The organism is Citrobacter sp. Cpo015, from assembly GCF_030333035.1.
Taxonomy (GTDB): Bacteria; Pseudomonadota; Gammaproteobacteria; order Enterobacterales; family Enterobacteriaceae; genus Citrobacter; species Citrobacter portucalensis.
In genome coordinates this window covers 924,312-938,344 of sequence record NZ_JAOWGS010000019.1, presented here as the reverse complement: position 1 = coordinate 938,344, position 14,033 = coordinate 924,312, and the positions used below count along the sequence as shown (strand labels likewise).

The window sequence follows — 14,033 nt, the reverse complement described above, 5'->3', positions numbered from 1 at the left end:
TGCATACAAAAATGCCTCCGAATGGAGGCATTTTCATTTACGGCATTACTCTTCGCTTTTTTTCTGTTGGCTCAGGCCGTACTCGCGCAATTTATTGGCAATCGCGGTATGCGAAACGCCGAGGCGCTTGGCCAGCTTGCGCGTGCTGGGATAATTCATATACAGCTGCGTCAGCACGGAGCGTTCAAAGCGGCTGGTAATTTCATCCAGCGACCCTTCCATTACCTCTTCTCCGACCGCAACCGTTGCCGCATCATAATCCGGCAGTAAAATATCCTGCGGCCGCAGCTCATAGCCTTCAAGCTGGGTCAACGCCCGGTAGATAGCGTTTTTAAGCTGACGCACGTTGCCCGGCCAACCGTAACGGGTTAACACCGTGCTGAGATCGGCGGACAGCTTCGGACGCGGCACGCCCTGCTCATCGGCAAAACGCGCCACGAACAGTTCGGTGAGCGGCATAATATCTTGTGGGCAATCGCGCAGCGGCGGCAGGTTTAACGTCAGTACATTCAGACGATAATAGAGGTCTTCACGGAAAAGTCCTTTCTGCACCAGCTCCACAAGGTTCTTTTGCGTTGCGCAAATCACGCGAACATCGACATGAACTTCGTGATCTTCTCCCACACGACGGAACGTGCCGTCATTGAGAAAACGCAGCAATTTGGTCTGCATACGCGGCGACATTTCGCCAATTTCATCTAACAGAACCGAACCGCCATTCGCCTGCTCAAAGAACCCTTTTTTACCTTCCGGCGCATGGCCAAATAGCTCGCTTTCAACCGCATCTTCAGGGATTGACGCGCAGTTCAGCGCCAGATACGGTTTCGACGCACGTGGGCTTGCCAGATGGCAGGCGTGAGCAAAGAGATCTTTGCCGGTGCCGGTATTACCAGTAATCAGCAGCGGCGCGCTCAGCGTCGCCAGCTTGCGCGCCTGTTCCACCACGTGTTTCATTTTGGCGCTGACGGCAATAATCTGGCTAAACGCGCTGAGATCCTGCGTAGTCATATTTTGCAGCTGACGTCCCATTCGGATGGTGGAGCGCAACATTACCACCGCGCCGGTCAGCATCTGCTCCTGATTTTCGCCCTGCAAATGGACAGGCGTAATCTCCATCAGGAAATTCTGCCCGTTAATCACGACATGTTCGCTATGGGAATCCTGCGGATTGCTTTCCAGCCAGCGCTGGAAGTTAAACCCATTGATTAACTGGGCTGCGGTATGGTTGCGCATCCGCTCCTGGGTGTGCGCAAAAAGTTGACAGCTCGCAGGGTTCGCCATCTCAACTTTGCTTTTCATATCAAGAGAAAGGACCGGCTCTGGCAACGCTTCAAGCAGAGCACTCAGCGCCAGATGTTCACGTTCGGAAGGCATCCAGGGCACGGTACGCACATCCGTAACCCCTGAAATACGGCGAATTTCAGCCATCAGGCTGCTGAAGTTGGTGAACTCCAGCTCCGCAAAATTAAGGTAAATCCGCCCGATGGGGTCAATCTCGATACCGCGTAAATCAATGCTTCTTAGCACCAGTAAATCGAGCAATTCGCGGGTCAGACCAAGACGGTCTTCACAAAAGACTTCCAAACGCATAGGAACCTTCATCAGGACAAGGGATTATGTAGTAAATGATAAGACAGTATTTGGTTCGCAGGAAGAACTCTGTCAACAAATATTGACAGCGCGCTGGAAAATTGGGCGCCGGGGCGTAAAGTTATACGATCGGCGCCTGTTTTTTAGCTAACTTTCGCGCGGAGATTTGTTCTTTTGTAAGGTCTCTTTCACCTGACCAATCAGTTGACGGCGAAAATCGCCCAGTCGTGGCTTATCATCATCGATCCACGGCAGCGGTCGGCAAAGCTCCATAGCTTTAATGCCCAGACGCGCCGTTAATAACCCCGCGCCAATGCCCTGTGCGGCACGCGTTGATAAGCGGGCGGCTAAATCCTGCGACATCCAGTCCATCCCTACTTCCCGCACCAGCTCACTAGCCCCGGCAAAAGCGATATTCAGCAGCACCAGGCGGAACAGGCGCAGACGGCTGTAATAACCAAGTTCAATGCCATACAGCGATGCAATGCGATTAATCAGCCGCAGATTTCGCCAGGCGATAAACGCCATATCCACCAGCGCCAACGGACTGACTGCAATCATCAGCGTGGACTCTGCCGCTGAACGGCTAATCTCACGCCGGGCTTGCGCATCCAGTACCGGCTGTACAAGATGGGCATACAGACTGACCACTTCGCGATCGTTCTGCGTTTCATGAATTGAGGCATACCAACGCTGTAGCGCCGGATGCGACTGATCGATACCCGCCTGCTGCGCCAGTTTTTCACAAAATGCACGACCTTTTCCGGTTCCATGGCTGTGGAGCAAGTCTCGCGCTTCATCACGTTCGTGCGCGCGCTGACGCAATCGCCACAATCTGCGCCACTCGGTCGCCACCGATCCGACACCTGCGCCGATAATCAATGCGCCTGCGGCACATCCTCCCAGCGCGACCCAGTCCTGAGTCTGCCAGGCGTTCATGGTCCACTGCACACCCTGAGCAACAACGCTTACGCCAAACAGCGCCAGCCCGCCCATCACCATCTTGCGCCACAGACTGCGTTTGGGGCGTAAGGCCGCATCAATGACGGCCTCCGCCTGACCATCGTCTTCCAGGGGTTCATCCACTTTCGCCGGAGAAAAAGTCTGCGCCTCCGTTTCGTTGAACATTTGCTGCGCTTTAAACGCCGTGTTTTGTTCCACGTCCAGCGGACCTGAGAAATCGATACGCGGTTTTAACGGCTCGCTCATCGCAATTTATCTCCTATTAAAAACTCCAGCGCGGCATCGAGGCGGATATGCGGTAAGGGTTTATCGACATCCATAACCTGCGGGCGAAATGCTTCAAACTGAAATCCCTGGCTGTCCCAGAACGCCTGTCCTGGCAGTCGCGCGGGCACTTCCCCCGGATAAACGGTTAGCGGTTCGCCATCGCTCAGACGATTACCACGCAGCGCCGGGATCTTATCACCTTTCACGTCGATCAAGCCGCTGGTGGTTGCCTGCACCGATGCCAGCCCCAGACAATCCATGCTGATACCTTCGAACGCCGCGTTTTGCCATGCGTCCTGGATCAGCTGCTGCAATAACGACACCATATTGGCGTGCTGATCCACCGTGACGTGGTCGGCTTTGGTGGCGGCAAACAGCAGCTTGTCGATCACCGGAGAAAATAGCCGACGAAACAGCGTACGCTGCCCGTAATGGAAGCTTTGCATCAACTGGGTAAGCGCCAGGCGCATGTCGTTGAACGCCTGTGGCCCGCTGTTGAGCGGCTGCAGGCAATCGACCAGCACAATCTGGCGGTCAAAGCGCAGGAAGTGATTCTTATAAAACCCTTTGACGACCTTTTCGCAGTAATAATTGAATCTTTCGCGCAACATGCCCGCGTTGGTGTGTTTGTCAGCCTGCGCCAGCTTTGATTCACCCCAGGCATCGACATCCGGCCACGGGAAGAATTGCAGCGCAGGCGCGCCCGCCATATCTCCGGGCAGGACAAAACGGCCCGGTTGAATAAAATGTAGGCCCTGCTGTTTACACTGATGCAGATACTCCGTCCAGGCGGCAGCAATTTCCGCCAGACGGTTTTCATCAGCAGGCGCCAACGGATCCAGCCCCTGGCATAACTGCCGCCATTTTGCCGACCATTCGCCCCGCTGCCCCTGCAATAATCCGGTCATTTGCCGCGACCAGCTCAGATAATCCTGGGCAAGCATCGGTAAATCGAGCAGCCACTCCCCCGGATAATCGACGATCTCCAGGTACAGCGTGGAGGTGTCTTTAAAGTGGCGCAGTAAAGAGTCATTGGATTTATAGCGCAGCGCCAGACGTATTTCACTCACGCCACGCGTAGGGGTCGGCCAGGTCGGCGGAGAACCGTACAGCTGTGCCAGTCCCTCATCATAGGTAAAGCGCGGAATGCCAAAATCGCGTTGAGGAACCCGTTTCACGCCAAGCAGACGCTCTTCGCGCACGCAACTGAGCAACGGCAAGCGCGCACCGGCATGAATATTAAGTAACTGGTTTACCATCGCGGTGATAAACGCCGTCTTACCGCTGCGGCTAAGTCCGGTAACAGCCAGGCGTAAATGCCGGTCTACCCCGCGATTAACCAGCGAATTGAGTTCATTTTTAAGTCGCTTCATCGCCATCCCGTTTTGCTGAAGGAACCGAAGAAATTATAACAAACAGGAAGTAAAGATAGGGGTCAATTCTTACTTATCAACTACCTGGGCGGTACCTGGCGGCATTATTCTTACCGCCAGGAGCAGAAGAACTGCGTACGGCTTATTTATTCTCTACTTTAGGAAGCGAGATCTGGTTGATGCCACCTTCATTCGTCACCTGCGTATAGCCCATTTCAGTCAACATATCCTTCGCTTGTCCCGATTGACGCCCGGAGTTGCAGTACAGCTTCACAGTGTCGTTCTTATCAGGAACTTCAGCTGCAATACGTGCCTTCATTTCTTTTAACGGAATATTGACGGCCCCCTGAATATGCTGCTGTTGGTACTGTTCAGGAACGCGAACATCGATCCAGTGTTCGGCTGCGTAAACCGGCATGCCGATGACCAGAGCCAATGCTAATACACCTTTTTTCAACATAATATCTTCCTGACTGATAGTTGGATTTACCTCTACACTATACGCCAGTTCTTAAGAAAATATTGCGACTGCATTATCACCGTCTGCAGGCGCGGACGATTGTTCCTCAGGTTACCCATGCTGCAGTTAGCCTGTTGATTTTTCTACCCACATTTGATGTTCCTACCCAACAATTAGGTGAGCAAAGCTGTAATTTATTATTTAATCTGATTGCAGGTGAGAAAGGATTACAGAATATCACGATAGGAACACAAATATTGCTGACCGACTTCCTGATATAAAACTTGGGTATTAATGCTCTGCGAAATAGATTTTTTAGTTCACCCTCAATACCCGTGGTAACGATCCAAAAGAATTCTGACAGCCCCAAAATTATATTTGTGAGCTGCCGCAAATTAACTGAGGGAATGTTGATTAATTGTTGCTTGCTTTTGCTGATTCAAATATCAGGGTTGATTACCTGAATAGCGTTTCGACAATTTTGCCGCAGCCCGACTCAACACCGGTTCCAGAACCAACGCCAGCAGCATGTTTAGCGGGCGTCGGGCGACGGACTTCACCGCCCACCCTGCTACACCCGCCGGGCCGTAGCGCAGCGCGGTTAGAAGCACCAGCTTACCTGCTATTTTAAAGCCCGGCTTAACCCTTTGCCCGGCACGTTGCCAGCGATTGTTCATTTCTGTCCTCACAATTGACGGAAGCGACTACGTAAGGAAAAAGTATCGGACGTCACATAACGTTCCATTTCACGTAAACGCTTTTCACTTGCCGCCAGCTCGCGATCGACGGCATCCAACAGCTCACCGCTTGATGGCTGCTGTTCGCCGGAAACCACGTTGTCCGGCATCGGATCCAACACAAACGTCAGCACGATGTAGGCGACAAAGGTGAAAAAGGCCAGACCAAAAAAGATGGACAGTACCACCAGGATCCGCACCAGTTTCACAGGCACATCGAGATAATGCGCAATACCCGCGCAAACCCCTTTCACCATGCCCTGCTGCGGTATACGCCACAGTTTTTTATTCAGATTAACGCCTCCCATTAGCGGTCCCTCCAGTTTGGATGTTCAGCATCAAGAATGTCTTCCAGCGCCTGAATGCGCTCGCGCATCCGCTGTGCGTCATCGTTGAGTTCGACCAGACGTTGCTGTTCACTTTGCGACAGTTCACCACGACTGGAACGGTTGCTGTAATGCAGCCAGAGCCAAATCGGTAAAACGAACAACACAAAGATGGTTAACGGGATGGCCAGAAATAGCGCGCTCATGAGTACTCCTTACAGGTGATGAGCGGCGGCGCGTTCGGGCGCCGCCAGATGTTATTATTGCTTGTCTTGCTGCATTTTGGCTTTAAGTTGCGCCAGCTGCTCGCTGATTTCATCATCTGCTTTCAGGTCAGCAAATTGCTGATCCAGAGACTTCTGTTTACCGAAGTTATGGCTTTCAGCCTCGGCTTCCATCTGATCGATACGACGCTCGAAAGATTCAAAGCGCGCCATCGCTTCATCGAGTTTACCGCTGTCCAGTTGACGACGAACATCACGAGAAGAACTCGCTGCCTGATGACGCAGCATCAACGCCTGCTGACGAGCACGGGTTTCACTGAGTTTATTTTCCAGCTCACCGATCTCTTTTTTCATACGCGCCAGCGTATCGTCAACCAGTGTCACCTCATGCTCCAGAGAGGCAATTAAATCGGTCAGTTTCTGCTTTTCAATTAACGCAGAACGCGCCAAATCTTCTTTCTCTTTACGCAGCGCCAGTTCAGCTTTTTCCTGCCACTCTGCCTGTTGCGCGCTGGCCTGTTCAATACGGCGAGATAATTGTTTCTTTTCTGCCAGCGCACGCGCTGAGTTGGAACGTACCTCAACCAGCGTGTCTTCCATTTCCTGGATCATCAACCGCACCAGCTTCTGCGGATCTTCAGCCTTTTCCAGCAACGCGTTAATGTTGGCGTTCACGATGTCGGCAAAACGAGAAAAAATACCCATAATGTAATCCTCACTTACTGTTCTGATATCGGGCAATGCCCTGCTATTTTCGTAATGCACGGGGCGTGCCAACTTTTTATCTAATTGATTCTATTAATTATATCTAATTTTACCTGTTGCGAAAATTAGGGTAAATTGGTGAATAACACTAACAAATGGTGAATTTCATCATGGCAGGATACAAAGATAATCTTCTGGGCGAAGCGAACAGCTTTATTGAAGTGCTGGAGCAGGTTTCTCATCTCGCGCCGCTGGATAAACCAGTACTGGTTATAGGTGAGCGCGGGACCGGGAAAGAACTTATCGCCAACCGCCTGCACTACCTCTCCACCCGCTGGCAAGGCCCGTTTATTTCGCTTAACTGCGCGGCGCTAAACGAAAATTTGCTTGATTCCGAACTGTTTGGTCACGAAGCGGGTGCCTTTACCGGCGCGCAAAAACGCCATCCAGGACGTTTCGAACGCGCCGACGGCGGTACGCTGTTTCTCGATGAACTGGCAACTGCCCCGATGTTGGTACAGGAAAAATTGCTGCGCGTTATTGAATATGGCGAGCTGGAGCGCGTAGGTGGTAGCCAACCATTACAGGTTAACGTACGACTTGTTTGTGCGACCAATGCCGACTTACCTCGCATGGTTAGCGAAGGCACTTTCCGCGCGGACCTGCTGGATCGCCTGGCCTTTGACGTGGTGCAACTCCCACCGTTACGCGAGCGTCAAAGTGACATTATGTTAATGGCCGAACATTTTGCCATTCAGATGTGCCGCGAGATCGGATTACCTCTGTTTCCGGGTTTTAGTGCCGAGGCCAGAGAAACTCTCCTCCACTACCGTTGGCCGGGCAATATTCGTGAACTGAAAAACGTCGTGGAGCGATCCGTTTACCGGCATGGAACCAGTGATTACCCGCTGGATGAGATAATCATTGACCCCTTTCGCCGCCACACTACTCAGCCGCAGGCGCCGGAAACTAAACCGATGTCTGTAGGGTTACCGCTGGATCTGCGTGAATTCCAGCAGCAGCAAGAGAAAGACTTTCTACAAACCAGCTTACAGCAGGCAAAATTTAACCAGAAAAAAGCCGCTGAATTACTGGGTCTGACTTACCATCAGCTTCGCGCTTTGCTGAAAAAACACCAGATTTAACGCACATTTGCAGATGTCATATTGGCGGATTTGACGCATAACCTCATCAGGGTTTACCATGACGCCATTACTGTATATAAAAACAGGTACAAATATGGCTCTGGCACTCGTTGGCGAAAAAATTGACAGAAACCGCTTCACCGGTGAGAAAATTGAAAATAGTACATTTTTTAACTGTGATTTTTCAGGTGCCGACCTGAGCGGCACTGAATTTATCGGCTGTCAGTTCTATGATCGTGAAAGCCAGAAAGGGTGCAATTTTAGTCGTGCGATGCTGAAAGATGCCATTTTTAAAAGCTGTGATTTATCCATGGCGGATTTTCGCAATGCCAGTGCGCTTGGCATTGAAATTCGCCACTGCCGCGCACAAGGCGCAGATTTCCGCGGCGCAAGCTTTATGAATATGATCACCACGCGCACCTGGTTTTGTAGCGCATATATCACGAATACAAATCTAAGCTACGCCAATTTTTCGAAAGTCGTGCTGGAAAAGTGTGAGCTGTGGGAAAACCGTTGGATGGGTACCCAGGTACTGGGCGCGACGTTCAGTGGTTCAGATCTCTCCGGCGGCGAGTTTTCGACTTTCGACTGGCGAGCAGCAAACTTCACACATTGCGATCTGACCAATTCGGAGTTGGGTGACTTAGATATTCGGGGGGTTGATTTACAAGGCGTTAAGTTGGACAACTACCAGGCATCGTTGCTCATGGAACGTCTTGGCATCGCGATTATTGGCTAGTCTTCAGGGAGCGGTGAATATTCCGCCCCCTGCACTGTTTTTTACCCCTCAGGCATCGCTGAAGAGTGGTGTGTGGAAATTTTCCACTCTTTACCGTCCCAAGCATAAGTGAATGTGTAGCGGGCTGAAACCGTTGATTTGTCCGCGAAGGTAAATGTGTAGGTACCGGTGTCTATCGCCTTATTACACCCCAGGCGAATGGTACGCATGTCAATTTTCCCGGTCGGCTTTTTCGCAAGAAAATGCTCGAAATAATCAACACGTTCAGCGTCCGTTAAACGCGCTTTATTGGATACAGTAGGCAGCAATACCGCATCGCTAAGATAATTTTCAGATACCGTCTGCGCGTTACCTGTTTTCAATGACTCGTTCCACTTATCAAATAGCGCTTCGATTTGCGCTTTATTCACCTTCACACAGTCTGGAGTCGACGCTGCAAAAACGGCTCCAGGCAATAGGGCAAGTGAAACAACAAGGCTCAGTAATTTATTCATACAATTCATTCCATTAGAAGTTATATGGCAACAGAAAACCGTTCATAACCAGGATCTAAGCCAAAATGCATTTAATAACCAATGGAAATCATCACCATAAATGGGTGAGAAGATTAAGATGCCATGAAGAAAAAATGGAATTAACATATTGAAATAATTATAGATACTTTAGCTATTACAACTCACATAACGTGTACTACTTCCTGAATGATTATAGTTCAGCATTGATAGTGACCCTCTAAATGCTCGCTCCACACTTCGTTATCGATGCCATACTCCATCTTCCGAGCACACACTGATATCAATCAGTAAACAACGACAGGTACGCCCCCACGTTTATTGCAAGTCAGATGGGCCATGAAAATGCTAAGATAGTTAACAGAGTAGATTCAAAGTGGATAGCAGGTATGAATTTTGACCATGTCGCGGTGTTGAACTCGCGCTTATCGAGCCTGTTACTCCCAAAAACAAACGGTAATGGCAAATGTCATTAAGTATTAGTAAGATAGCCTCTTTATATAATCCATTAAAATTATGCGCCTGGTTTTATCATCTCTGATCGTGATGGCTGGATTTCTGAGTGGTCAGGCTGCTGCTGCGCCTGAGCAAGCTCCGCACGCTGATATCCGTGACAGTGGGTTTGTCTATTGCGTCAGCGGGCAAGTCAATACGTTCAACCCACAAAAAACGAGCAGCGGTCTCATCGTCGATACGTTAGCGGCCCAATTGTATGACCGACTGCTTGATGTAGATCCCTACACCTATCGGCTGGTGCCTGAGCTTGCTGAAAGCTGGGAGGTGCTGGATAACGGCGCAACCTACCGCTTCCATCTGCGTCGTGACGTTCAGTTTCAGAAGACTGCCTGGTTCACCCCCACCCGCAAACTGAATGCAGACGATGTGGTGTTTACCTTCGAGCGCATCTTTGATCGCCACCATCCGTGGCACAATGTGAACGGCAGCAGTTTCCCCTACTTCGACAGCCTGCAGTTTGCCGATAACGTCCAAAGCGTGCGCAAACTGGACAACAACACCGTTGAATTCCGCTTAACGCAACCGGATGCCTCCTTTATGTGGCACCTTGCCACACACTATGCCTCCGTAATGTCGGCGGAATATGCCGCTAATCTGGCAAAACAGGATCGCCAGGAGTTGCTCGACAGACAACCCGTCGGCACAGGCCCGTACCAGCTTTCGGAGAATCGTGCCGGCCAATATATTCGGTTGCAGCGACATGAAAAATTCTGGCGTGGCACTCCTCTGATGCCGCAGGTCGTAGTGGATCTCGGTTCTGGTGGAACCGGACGCTTATCGAAATTACTCACTGGCGAGTGCGACGTCCTGGCCTGGCCTGCCGCCAGCCAGCTCAGCATATTGCGTGATGACCCTCGCCTGCGTCTGACGCTGCGCCCGGGGATGAACATTGCCTATCTGGCGTTCAACACCAATAAACCGCCGTTGAATAACCCTGCCGTGCGGCATGCGTTGGCGCTAGCGATCAACAACCAGCGGTTAATGCAGTCTATCTACTACGGGACGGCAGAAACCGCGGCATCTATTTTGCCTCGCGCCTCGTGGGCTTATGATAACGAAGCTAAAATTACAGAATACAACCCGGCAAAATCGCGCGAGCAGCTAAAAGCGCTGGGGCTGGAGAATCTGACGTTACAACTTTGGGTCCCTACCAGCTCTCAAGCCTGGAACCCCAGTCCGCTGAAAACCGCCGAGCTGATTCAGGCAGATATGGCTCAGGTGGGTGTGAAAGTGAAGATCATCCCGGTAGAAGGTCGTTTTCAGGAGGCGAGATTAATGGATATGAACCATGATCTGACGTTATCCGGCTGGGCGACGGACAGTAACGATCCTGACAGTTTTTTCCGGCCGTTGCTCAGCTGTGCCGCCATCAATTCGCAGACCAACTTTGCCCACTGGTGTAATCCACAGTTTGACAGCATTCTGCGCAAGGCCCTCTCTTCGCAGCAGCTATCATCGCGAATTGATGCCTATGACGAAGCGCAAAATATTCTTGCCCAAGAGTTACCGATCCTGCCACTGGCCTCTTCACTGCGTCTGCAGGCTTATCGTTACGACATCAAAGGGTTGGTGCTCAGTCCATTCGGTAATGCCTCTTTTGCCGGCGTGTCCAGGGAAAAGAAAGATGAGGTGAAAAAACCATGATTATCTTCACCTTGCGTCGATTTTTATTGCTACTGGTAACCCTGTTCTTCCTGACCTTTATTGGCTTCAGCCTGAGCTACTTCACGCCTCATGCGCCGTTACAGGGTGCATCGCTGTGGAACGCATGGGTATTCTGGTTCAATGGTCTCATTCACTGGGATTTCGGCGTATCCAGTATCAACGGTCAGTTGATCTCAGAGCAGCTGAAAGAGGTGTTCCCGGCCACAATGGAACTGTGCATTCTTGCCTTTGGTTTTGCACTAATGGTTGGGATCCCCGTTGGTATGCTGGCCGGTATCACGCGGAACAAATGGCAGGACCACTGCATCAGCGCATTGGCTCTGATGGGGTTTTCTATCCCCGTTTTTTGGCTGGCGCTGCTGCTGACATTGCTCTTCTCACTGACCCTCGGCTGGTTACCCGTTTCCGGGCGTTTTGATCTTCTCTACGAGGTGAAACCTGTTACCGGTTTTGCCATTATTGATGCGTGGATCTCCGACTCGCCCTGGCGCGATGAAATGCTGGTCAGCGCTATCCGTCATATGGTGCTCCCGGTGCTGACGCTCTCCGTTGCGCCCACCACAGAAGTTATCCGCCTGATGCGTATCAGCACCATTGAGGTCTTTGACCAGAACTACGTCAAAGCGGCGGCCACGCGCGGTCTGTCACGATTAACGATTCTGCGTCGTCACGTCCTGCACAATGCCCTTCCGCCGGTGATCCCGCGTCTGGGCTTACAGTTTTCCACCATGCTGACATTGGCGATGATCACCGAGATGGTCTTTAGCTGGCCAGGTCTTGGTCGTTGGCTGATTAACGCGATTCGCCAGCAGGATTACGCGGCGATTTCAGCGGGCGTGATGGTGATTGGTTCACTGGTTATCATCGTTAATGTCATCTCTGATATTCTGGGTGCTATGGCTAACCCTCTGAAACATAAGGAATGGTATGCCTTACGATAGCGTCTATAGCGAAAAACGCCCGCCAGGTACGTTGCGCACCGCATGGCGCAATTTCTATGGTGATGCGACTGCGATGATTGGCCTGTACGGCTGTGCGGGACTGGCTATTCTGTGTATTTTTGGTGGTTGGTTTGCCCCTTACGGCATCGATCAGCAATTTCTCGGCTATCAGCTTTTACCGCCGTCATGGTCGCGCTATGGCGAAGTCTCATTCTTCCTCGGGACTGACGATCTGGGACGTGACGTTTTAAGTCGTCTGCTCAGCGGCGCGGCCCCGACCGTTGGCGGCGCGTTTGTCGTTACTCTTGCCGCCACGCTGTGTGGCCTGGTATTGGGCGTAGTTGCCGGTGCGACGCACGGCTTGCGCTCTGCGGTGCTGAACCACATTCTGGACACCCTGCTGTCGATCCCTTCTCTGCTGCTGGCGATTATTGTGGTGGCCTTTGCCGGGCCGCATCTGACACACGCCATGTTTGCCGTCTGGCTGGCGCTGCTGCCGCGCATGGTGCGCTCCGTTTACAGCATGGTGCATGACGAGCTGGAGAAAGAGTACGTCATTGCCGCTCGCCTGGACGGTGCAACCACACTGAATATTCTGTGGTTCGCCGTTCTGCCCAATATTACCGCTGGCCTTATTACTGAAATCACCCGCGCACTGTCGATGGCGATTCTGGATATCGCCGCGCTGGGTTTTCTCGATCTTGGCGCACAGCTGCCGTCCCCGGAATGGGGAGCCATGCTCGGCGACGCGCTGGAGCTGATTTATGTCGCACCGTGGACGGTGATGCTGCCAGGCGCGGCAATTATGATAAGCGTGTTGCTGGTTAACCTATTGGGTGACGGCGTGCGCCGCGCAATTATTGCGGGGGTGGAGTAATGCCATTACTGGATATCCGCAACCTGACCATTGAATTCAGGACCGGTGACGACTGGGTAAAGGCTGTTGATCGTGTCAGCATGACCTTGAATGAGGGTGAAATCCGCGGGCTGGTCGGCGAATCTGGCTCCGGCAAAAGTCTGATCGCTAAGGCCATTTGCGGCGTCGCTAAAGATAACTGGCGCGTAACCGCAGACCGTATGCGTTTTGATGATATCGATCTGCTACGCCTTTCCGCGCGTGAACGACGCAAACTGGTCGGTCATAACGTCTCCATGATCTTTCAGGAGCCGCAGTCATGTCTCGATCCGTCCGAGCGTATCGGACGTCAACTGATGCAAAATATTCCGGCATGGACCTACAAAGGTCGCTGGTGGCAGCGCATCGGTTGGCGCAAGCGCCGTGCGATTGAACTCTTGCACCGCGTCGGGATAAAAGACCATAAAGACGCCATGCGCAGCTTCCCATATGAACTAACCGACGGTGAATGTCAGAAGGTCATGATCGCTATCGCATTAGCGAATCAGCCGCGTTTGCTGATTGCCGATGAACCGACGAACGCGATGGAGCCAACCACCCAGGCGCAAATTTTCCGTCTGCTAACCCGTCTGAATCAAAACAGCAATACCACCATTTTGTTGATAAGCCATGACCTGCAAATGCTCAGCCAGTGGGCTGACAAAATCAACGTGATGTACTGCGGGCAAACGGTCGAAACCGCGCCAAGTAAAGATTTGGTGACCATTCCTCATCATCCTTATACTCAAGCGTTGATTCGCGCTATTCCTGATTTTGGTAGCGCAATGCCGCACAAAAGCCGCCTGAATACCATGCCAGGAGCTATTCCATTGCTGGAACAATTACCCATCGGCTGTCGTCTGGGGCCACGCTGCCCTTATGCACAACGCGAATGTATTGAAACCCCAAGACTGACCGGAGCAAAGAATCATCTCTACGCCTGTCATTTCCCGCTGAACATGGAGAGAGAGTGAG

Annotated in this window: 15 protein-coding genes and 1 pseudogene; 7 read left to right on the top strand and 9 right to left on the bottom strand. The window is 51.7% G+C overall.

Annotated elements, in window-relative coordinates; all coding sequences use genetic code 11:
• Positions 1–45: 45 nt before the first annotated feature.
• The 4 genes from tyrR to pspE form a co-directional block, all read right to left on the bottom strand.
• Positions 46–1,590: a transcriptional regulator TyrR gene (gene tyrR / locus OGY67_RS04595; protein ID WP_008784910.1), complete on the bottom strand. Its 1,545-nt coding sequence runs from the start codon at positions 1,588–1,590 to the stop codon at positions 46–48.
• 147 nt (positions 1,591–1,737) lie between these two features.
• The gene (locus tag OGY67_RS04590; protein WP_008784911.1) at positions 1,738–2,799 is read right to left on the bottom strand and encodes a YcjF family protein; all 1,062 of its coding nucleotides are present in this window, start codon (positions 2,797–2,799) and stop codon (positions 1,738–1,740) included.
• The gene (locus tag OGY67_RS04585; protein WP_286573567.1) at positions 2,796–4,193 is read right to left on the bottom strand and encodes a YcjX family GTP-binding protein; all 1,398 of its coding nucleotides are present in this window, start codon (positions 4,191–4,193) and stop codon (positions 2,796–2,798) included. The genes OGY67_RS04590 and OGY67_RS04585 overlap by 4 nt, the downstream gene beginning before the upstream one ends.
• A 142-nt stretch (positions 4,194–4,335) precedes the next feature.
• Entirely contained in the window at positions 4,336–4,653 is a 318-nt protein-coding gene (gene pspE / locus OGY67_RS04580) for a thiosulfate sulfurtransferase PspE (RefSeq protein WP_008784913.1), read from the bottom strand.
• Between the two features lie 155 nt (positions 4,654–4,808).
• Here pspE and OGY67_RS04575 point away from each other — a divergent pair.
• A pseudogene (locus tag OGY67_RS04575) lies at positions 4,809–4,934 on the top strand (LacI family DNA-binding transcriptional regulator); the annotation flags it as partial.
• A 165-nt stretch (positions 4,935–5,099) separates the two neighbouring features.
• Here the strand turns inward: OGY67_RS04575 and pspD are convergent.
• The 4 genes from pspD to pspA are packed head-to-tail and all read right to left on the bottom strand — an operon-like array spanning position 5,100 to position 6,645.
• Positions 5,100–5,330 carry a phage shock protein PspD gene (pspD, locus tag OGY67_RS04570; protein ID WP_286573565.1) on the bottom strand — a complete coding sequence of 77 codons (231 nt, stop codon included), beginning with the start codon at positions 5,328–5,330 and terminating at the stop codon, positions 5,100–5,102.
• Between the two features lie 8 nt (positions 5,331–5,338).
• Positions 5,339–5,698, bottom strand: coding sequence for an envelope stress response membrane protein PspC (pspC, locus tag OGY67_RS04565; RefSeq protein WP_040093158.1), 360 nt, complete (start codon positions 5,696–5,698; stop codon positions 5,339–5,341).
• On the bottom strand, positions 5,698–5,922 hold the full coding sequence (gene pspB / locus OGY67_RS04560; protein WP_003020509.1) for an envelope stress response membrane protein PspB: 225 nt from the start codon (positions 5,920–5,922) through the stop codon (positions 5,698–5,700). The genes pspC and pspB overlap by 1 nt, the downstream gene beginning before the upstream one ends.
• A 54-nt stretch (positions 5,923–5,976) precedes the next feature.
• Positions 5,977–6,645: a phage shock protein PspA gene (gene pspA / locus OGY67_RS04555; RefSeq protein ID WP_003020532.1), complete on the bottom strand. Its 669-nt coding sequence runs from the start codon at positions 6,643–6,645 to the stop codon at positions 5,977–5,979.
• 155 nt (positions 6,646–6,800) lie between these two features.
• On the opposite strand from pspA, the gene pspF reads away from it, so the two are divergent.
• Both pspF and OGY67_RS04545 read left to right on the top strand, forming a co-directional pair.
• The gene (pspF, locus tag OGY67_RS04550; RefSeq protein WP_161495982.1) at positions 6,801–7,790 is read left to right on the top strand and encodes a phage shock protein operon transcriptional activator; all 990 of its coding nucleotides are present in this window, start codon (positions 6,801–6,803) and stop codon (positions 7,788–7,790) included.
• Between the two features lie 94 nt (positions 7,791–7,884).
• Complete coding sequence (locus OGY67_RS04545; RefSeq protein WP_063865802.1) at positions 7,885–8,529, top strand: quinolone resistance pentapeptide repeat protein QnrB16; 645 nt, start codon at positions 7,885–7,887, stop codon at positions 8,527–8,529.
• Positions 8,530–8,570: 41 nt separating this feature from the next.
• On the opposite strand, the gene OGY67_RS04540 is transcribed toward OGY67_RS04545, so the two are convergent.
• Positions 8,571–9,023, bottom strand: coding sequence for an SgcJ/EcaC family oxidoreductase (locus OGY67_RS04540; RefSeq protein ID WP_003833285.1), 453 nt, complete (start codon positions 9,021–9,023; stop codon positions 8,571–8,573).
• Positions 9,024–9,557: 534 nt separating this feature from the next.
• Between OGY67_RS04540 and sapA the strand changes: the two genes are divergently transcribed.
• The 4 genes from sapA to sapD are packed head-to-tail and all read left to right on the top strand — an operon-like array spanning position 9,558 to position 14,032.
• Positions 9,558–11,201: an ABC transporter substrate-binding protein SapA gene (gene sapA, locus OGY67_RS04535; RefSeq protein WP_003833288.1), complete on the top strand. Its 1,644-nt coding sequence runs from the start codon at positions 9,558–9,560 to the stop codon at positions 11,199–11,201.
• Positions 11,198–12,163, top strand: coding sequence for a peptide ABC transporter permease SapB (sapB, locus tag OGY67_RS04530; protein ID WP_252431221.1), 966 nt, complete (start codon positions 11,198–11,200; stop codon positions 12,161–12,163). Before sapA ends, sapB begins: the two co-directional genes overlap by 4 nt.
• Positions 12,150–13,040 (top strand): peptide ABC transporter permease SapC, encoded by an 891-nt coding sequence (gene sapC / locus OGY67_RS04525; protein WP_003833291.1) that lies wholly within the window; start codon positions 12,150–12,152, stop codon positions 13,038–13,040. Before sapB ends, sapC begins: the two co-directional genes overlap by 14 nt.
• Positions 13,040–14,032, top strand: a complete 993-nt coding sequence (gene sapD / locus OGY67_RS04520) for a peptide ABC transporter ATP-binding protein SapD (protein ID WP_003020556.1) — start codon at positions 13,040–13,042, stop codon at positions 14,030–14,032. Before sapC ends, sapD begins: the two co-directional genes overlap by 1 nt.
• Position 14,033 lies beyond the last annotated feature (1 nt).